Origin of the sequence: Moorena sp. SIO4A5, assembly GCF_010672005.1 — a bacterium.
Classification (GTDB): domain Bacteria; phylum Cyanobacteriota; class Cyanobacteriia; order Cyanobacteriales; family Coleofasciculaceae; genus Moorena.
In genome coordinates this window covers 1-5,298 of the sequence record NZ_JAAHHZ010000311.1, presented here as the reverse complement: position 1 = coordinate 5,298, position 5,298 = coordinate 1, and the positions used below count along the sequence as shown (strand labels likewise).

The following is a 5,298-nucleotide window of genomic DNA, read 5'->3' as shown; positions in this document are numbered from 1 at the left end:
GGTATTTCTTGAACTTCACTGCCATAATACAGGCAAAACAAGATTTGGCCAGAAATTATGAAATTCAGAATCTTAGGAATTAGTGTACTGCTAGCCTCCTTAGGGTTAATCGCTCCTATCAATGCTGAAGTGCGCGAGCACTATCTACAACTGCTGCAAACTAAGGAATGTCGAAGCTGTGACCTGGTAAATTCTGACCTAGCCAGAGCTGATTTGAGGGAAGCAGACCTGAGATATGCTAACCTCCAGGGAGCCAATCTCAGTGGCGCTAACCTTTCTGATGCCATGCTCGAAAGTGCAGCAATGAGAGTTATTGATGGCACAGGGGCAACCTTCCGCAATGCCAACTTAGATTCAGCCTACGCCACAGGGGCCAACATGAGTCGCGCCGACTTCAGTGGTGCTAGCGTAGTGTGGGCAAATTTCATCAGTGCTGACCTGAGTGGTAGTTCCTTTAGGGGTGCTGACCTCAGTAACACCACCTTTCTGAATGCCAACCTCAATGGTGCTGATTTGAGTGGGGCTAACCTCAGTAACGCTAATTTCATTAACGCTGATTTGACTAACGCTAACCTTGATAATGCTAACCTTACTGGTGCGCAACTTCCTAGGTAAATTAGGGACTCCTAAAGTGAATTAGCATTCAGCATTCAGCATTCAGCATTCAGCATTCAGCATTCAGCTAATGGGCTACAGAGGCGTTGCTGAATCTTCCAATGAATAGGAGTAGAGTGGGCATCCTGCCCGCCCGAAAATAAGCATGAAACTGGCAAGATGCCAGTTCCACCCCTGATGCCCATTCCACTGAATAGGAGTAGAGTGGGCATCCTGCCCGCCCGAAAATAAGCATGAAACTGGCAAGATGCCAGTTCCACCCCTGATGCCCATTCCACTGAATAGGAGTAGAGTGGGCATCCTGCCCGCCCGAAAATAAGCATGAAACTGGCAAGATGCCAGTTCCACCCCTGATGCCCATTCCACTGAATAGGAGTAGAGTGGGCATCCTGCCCGCCCGGGAATAAGCATGAAACTGGCAAGATGCCAGTTCCACCAAGATGCCCATTCCACCTCACTCTTAAAATCATTCCATTATTAAGCAATACCAACATTCTTTTATTCAAAAGCTGATAGCTGATGGCTAATAGCTGAATGCTTACAAGGAAAGTCCCTCACCCCATTGATAATTGCTATGGATTCTTATTGATGCAGCCTGGTTTCTGAACATACTGACAAACGCGCTGGTAAAGGATAGCTCTTGTTCCTACTGGTCCGACTTTAAAGATGACTCTATCCTCTACTTGCCCTCCTGGTATGATCTTGACACCACAGATAGGACAGACTTGTGCGTTTTGTTCAGACATAGCTGTTGGTAAATGAACCTGATGAATTGTTTCTTACCTAATATATAGCTCTGGGCACAGGGAATAGGAAATAGGGAATAGCTCCATTACCTATCCCCTGCGTGGCACAGGCTTCTAGCCTGTGACATACTGCATGAGCTGATAGCTCCGTTAGCTATCCCTGGCGCGTTCGCTTTTTTTAGATCAAACCACTACAAAGTTTACCAATTTACCGGGTACCACAATTACCTTCTTAATCTCCTTACCCTCTAGATATCGCTGTGCTACCTCAGATTCCCGAGCATAGGTTTCTAAGGCTGCCTTATCGGAGTTAGCGGGAACTTGAATAGTGCCGCGAGTTTTGCCTTTGATTTGAATAACCAAGGTAATTTCATCGGCTACCAAAGCATCAGGATCATACTCAAGCCACGGTTGATTGTGTATTGAGGAGCTATGACCGAGACTATGCCAAAGTTCTTCAGCAATATGGGGAGCAAAGGGAGCGAGTAATGTAATCAAGGTTTCAATCCCTTCTTTATAGACCGGGGAGTCTTTACACTTAGCATCAGTAATTCCATTACTTAGCTTCATTAATTCAGAAACCGCTGTATTAAATTGATACTCCCCTTCTAAATCCTCAGTTACCTCTTTAATCGCGATATGAATTGCTCGTCGTAAGTCTTTTTCCGGTTTAGTTAAATCACCATTAGACGGGCTAGGTTTAGTGCTACCATTAGCGGCGAAATCCGATACTAAACGCCAGACACGATTAAGGAAACGGAATTGCCCTTCTACATCAGCATCATCCCATTCCAAATCTTTTTCTGGTGGTGCTTTAAACAAGATAAACATCCTAGCGGTATCGGTACCGTATTTAGCTAGTACATCTTCTGGTGCTACACCGTTGTATTTAGACTTGGACATTTTTTCATAGAATACCGCCAAGGGTTCCCCAGTGTCTGGATCTTTAGGGTCATTGGGATCGATATCTACAACAGCGAAATATTTCCCGGTTTTGGTATTTTTGTAAGCCGTATTCTGCACCATCCCCTGAGTTAGAAGACGTTGGAATGGTTCATCAATGTTTAGTAAACCGCGATCGCGCAATACCTTAGTAAAGAATCGCGAGTAGAGCAAGTGCAAAATAGCATGTTCGATGCCCCCTACATACTGATCCACTCCCATCCAATCATTGGTTTTGTTGGAATCAAACACAGCGGAGTCATTCTTGGCATCGGGATAACGTAAGAAATACCAGGAGGAATCGATAAAGGTATCCATAGTATCGGTTTCCCGTTTAGCTGGTGTACCGCAATTGGGACAAGGTACATTCACCCAACTGTCTAATTGAGCCAAGGGAGAAAGACCACGTCCGCTAAAGTCCACATCTTCTGGTAACTCTACTGGCAGGTCTTGGTCTGGCACTGCCACTGCGCCGCAGTTAGGACAATGAATCACAGGGATAGGGGCACCCCAGTAACGCTGGCGAGAGATTAACCAATCTCGGAGGCGATACTGCACTCGGGCTTTGCCCCAGCCCTGTTGTTCAGCATACTCAATAATTCCGGTCTTGGCCTTGACGGAATCCATGCCATTGAATTGGTCAGAATTCACGACAATGCCCGGTTCGGTGTAAGCCGCTTCTAGAGGAGTGTCATTAACTGTTTCGACATCATCTGAAGTTGGGACAATCACCACTTTGATTGGTAATTGCTTTTCCTGGGCAAACTTAAAGTCTCTGGTATCATGAGCTGGTACTCCCATCACGGCACCAGTACCATACTCATACAGCACATAGTCAGCAATCAAGATCGGGATTTCGTCCCCAGTGAAGGGATTAATGGCTTTACCACCAGTGGGAATCCCTCGCTTGGGCTTATCTTCTGCTGTCCGTTCCAGTTCACTTTGGTTACTGACTTCCTCAATGAAGGCTTCAACTGCAGCCTTTTGCTCAGGGGTAGTGACTTTTGCGGTCAAGGGATGTTCCGGTGCTAGCACCACATAGGTAACGCCATAAACTGTATCTGGACGAGTGGTGAATACACCAATTTTGTTATCTAAGCCCTCATCTGAGCTGTCATCTAAGCCCACAATGGGAAATTCTAGATAAGCACCAACAGATTTACCAATCCAGTTGGCCTGCATCAGCTTCACCCGTTCTGGCCAACCGGTTAAGGTATCCAAGTCCTTGAGCAATTCTTCGGCATAGTCGGTAATTTTAAGGAACCACTGACGCAACAGTTTCCGTTCCACCTTGGCACCAGAACGCCAAGAACGTCCTTCACTATCCACTTGCTCATTGGCTAGCACGGTCTGATCTACCGGGTCCCAGTTCACTGCTGCTTCTTTCTGGTAGGCCAATCCAGCGTTGAAGAACTGTAAGAAAATCCACTGAGTCCATTTGTAATAGTCCGGCGAGCAGGTAGTTACTTCACAATCCCAGTCATAGGACAGTCCGAGGCGCTTTAATTGCGATCGCATTTGGGCAATATTTTGGTATGTCCACTTAGCCGGATGAATCCCGCGAGCGATCGCAGCATTTTCTGCCGGTAATCCAAAGGCATCCCAACCCATGGGGTGAAGTACGCGATAGCCTTGCATCCGGCTTTTCCTGGCAATCACATCAGTAATTGTATAGTTACGGACATGACCCATGTGCAGGTTACCCGATGGATAGGGGAACATGGACAGAGCATAGAATTTCGGCTTGTCAGTTTCTGTGGGGGTTTGGTACAAGCCTTGCTCTTCCCAAATTTGTTGCCATTTTTCCTCTATCTCGGTGGGGTTGTATTGTGACTGCACAAGTGATACTCCTCAGGTATGATTTCCGAAAATGTGGCGTTGAAAGCCCCTGGCTTCAGACATGGGGATGAAAACGCCACCAACAAACAACATTCTGATTAGTCTATGCTACAATCTTTTGTCGTAGATGACAAAGATAAACATGATCATCTATGAGATGAAGTTAGAATTCAAAAAATACCCATACAAAAGCTTGGATTAAGTCATCTGTACTGGTAATTCCTGTTCATGTATTTGAGCAAAATTTTTTTTTGATCGCCAGAAGTAATTAATTCTCGTTCAAACTACTTTTTCGGAGTTCGGTAAGCTCCTCTTTTAAGGTGACGGCATGTTTACTCAGTAGCGTCGGAATATCCCTCCCCATACGGATAAAAGCAGCGATGGCGATGCGTTGTTCTCCCAAGGCTTCATAGACAATATAATGTTCTCTAACAGGAAATAAACACAGAGAGCTATCCCCTGTCAGCTCCTGGCGTTTCGCAACTTTTTGATGCTTAAGGGCGATAAACTGTGCTGCTTTTTCAAGGTCATGAAAATACTGTTTTGTTAATTCATTGCCCCATCTGGCCCGTGACCATGCTTTTGCTTCCCGTAAGTGCCGCCGCGCTGTGGGGGTGAGGAGATAGTTTTTCAAAGTCACAATCGGGATTATTATATTTTTAACAACTGAAAACCCCGCCACAAAGCGAGCGGGGATGAAAGTTTATAGCGGCTTAAGCCGCATTTTTGAGTGTAGGTAGTCATTTTGTGCTGGGCGTGTTAGCATAATAGTGTAACAGAAGAGGTCGAGTTCTGATGATCATACTTGAGTTCAAGGCATACGGGAATAAAAAACAGTATAAAGGCATTGATGAGGCTATTAGAACCGTAAAATTTGTCAGGAATAGCTGCATTCGACTGTGGATGGATAGTAAAGGGTTAACGAAATATGATTTAAACAAATATTGTAAGACCTTAGCTAAGAACTTCCCTTTTGCTAATGAATTGAATTCAACCGCTAGGCAAGCTGCGGCTGAAAGAGCATGGTCATCAATCGCTCGTTTTTACGACAACTGCAAGAAAAAAGTACCTGGCAAAAAAGGTTTCCCAAAATTTCAGAAGCACTGTCGCTCAGTTGAGTATAAGCAGTCTGGTTGGAAACTATCCCCTGACAAAA

5 protein-coding genes and 1 pseudogene are annotated in these 5,298 nt (G+C 45.3%); 2 read left to right on the top strand and 4 right to left on the bottom strand.

Annotated elements, in window-relative coordinates; genetic code table 11:
• Positions 1-57 precede the first annotated feature (57 nt).
• Positions 58-615 (top strand): pentapeptide repeat-containing protein, encoded by a 558-nt coding sequence (locus tag F6K57_RS35795; protein WP_293072800.1) that lies wholly within the window; start codon positions 58-60, stop codon positions 613-615.
• 67 nt (positions 616-682) lie between these two features.
• Here F6K57_RS35795 and F6K57_RS35790 read toward each other — a convergent pair whose 3' ends face one another.
• The 4 genes from F6K57_RS35790 to F6K57_RS35775 all read right to left on the bottom strand — a co-directional run bounded on the left by F6K57_RS35790 (position 683) and on the right by F6K57_RS35775 (position 4,776).
• Positions 683-1,063, bottom strand: coding sequence for a hypothetical protein (locus F6K57_RS35790; protein ID WP_293072797.1), 381 nt, complete (start codon positions 1,061-1,063; stop codon positions 683-685).
• Positions 1,064-1,187: 124 nt separating this feature from the next.
• Positions 1,188-1,361: a hypothetical protein gene (locus tag F6K57_RS35785; RefSeq protein WP_293027744.1), complete on the bottom strand. Its 174-nt coding sequence runs from the start codon at positions 1,359-1,361 to the stop codon at positions 1,188-1,190.
• A 183-nt stretch (positions 1,362-1,544) separates the two neighbouring features.
• Positions 1,545-4,142, bottom strand: a complete 2,598-nt coding sequence (gene leuS / locus F6K57_RS35780; protein ID WP_293072794.1) for a leucine--tRNA ligase — start codon at positions 4,140-4,142, stop codon at positions 1,545-1,547.
• A 268-nt stretch (positions 4,143-4,410) separates the two neighbouring features.
• Entirely contained in the window at positions 4,411-4,776 is a 366-nt protein-coding gene (locus F6K57_RS35775) for a type II toxin-antitoxin system RelE/ParE family toxin (protein ID WP_293072791.1), read from the bottom strand.
• Positions 4,777-4,937: 161 nt separating this feature from the next.
• Between F6K57_RS35775 and F6K57_RS35770 the strand changes: the two are divergent.
• Positions 4,938-5,298: pseudogene (locus F6K57_RS35770) on the top strand (RNA-guided endonuclease TnpB family protein); the annotation flags it as partial.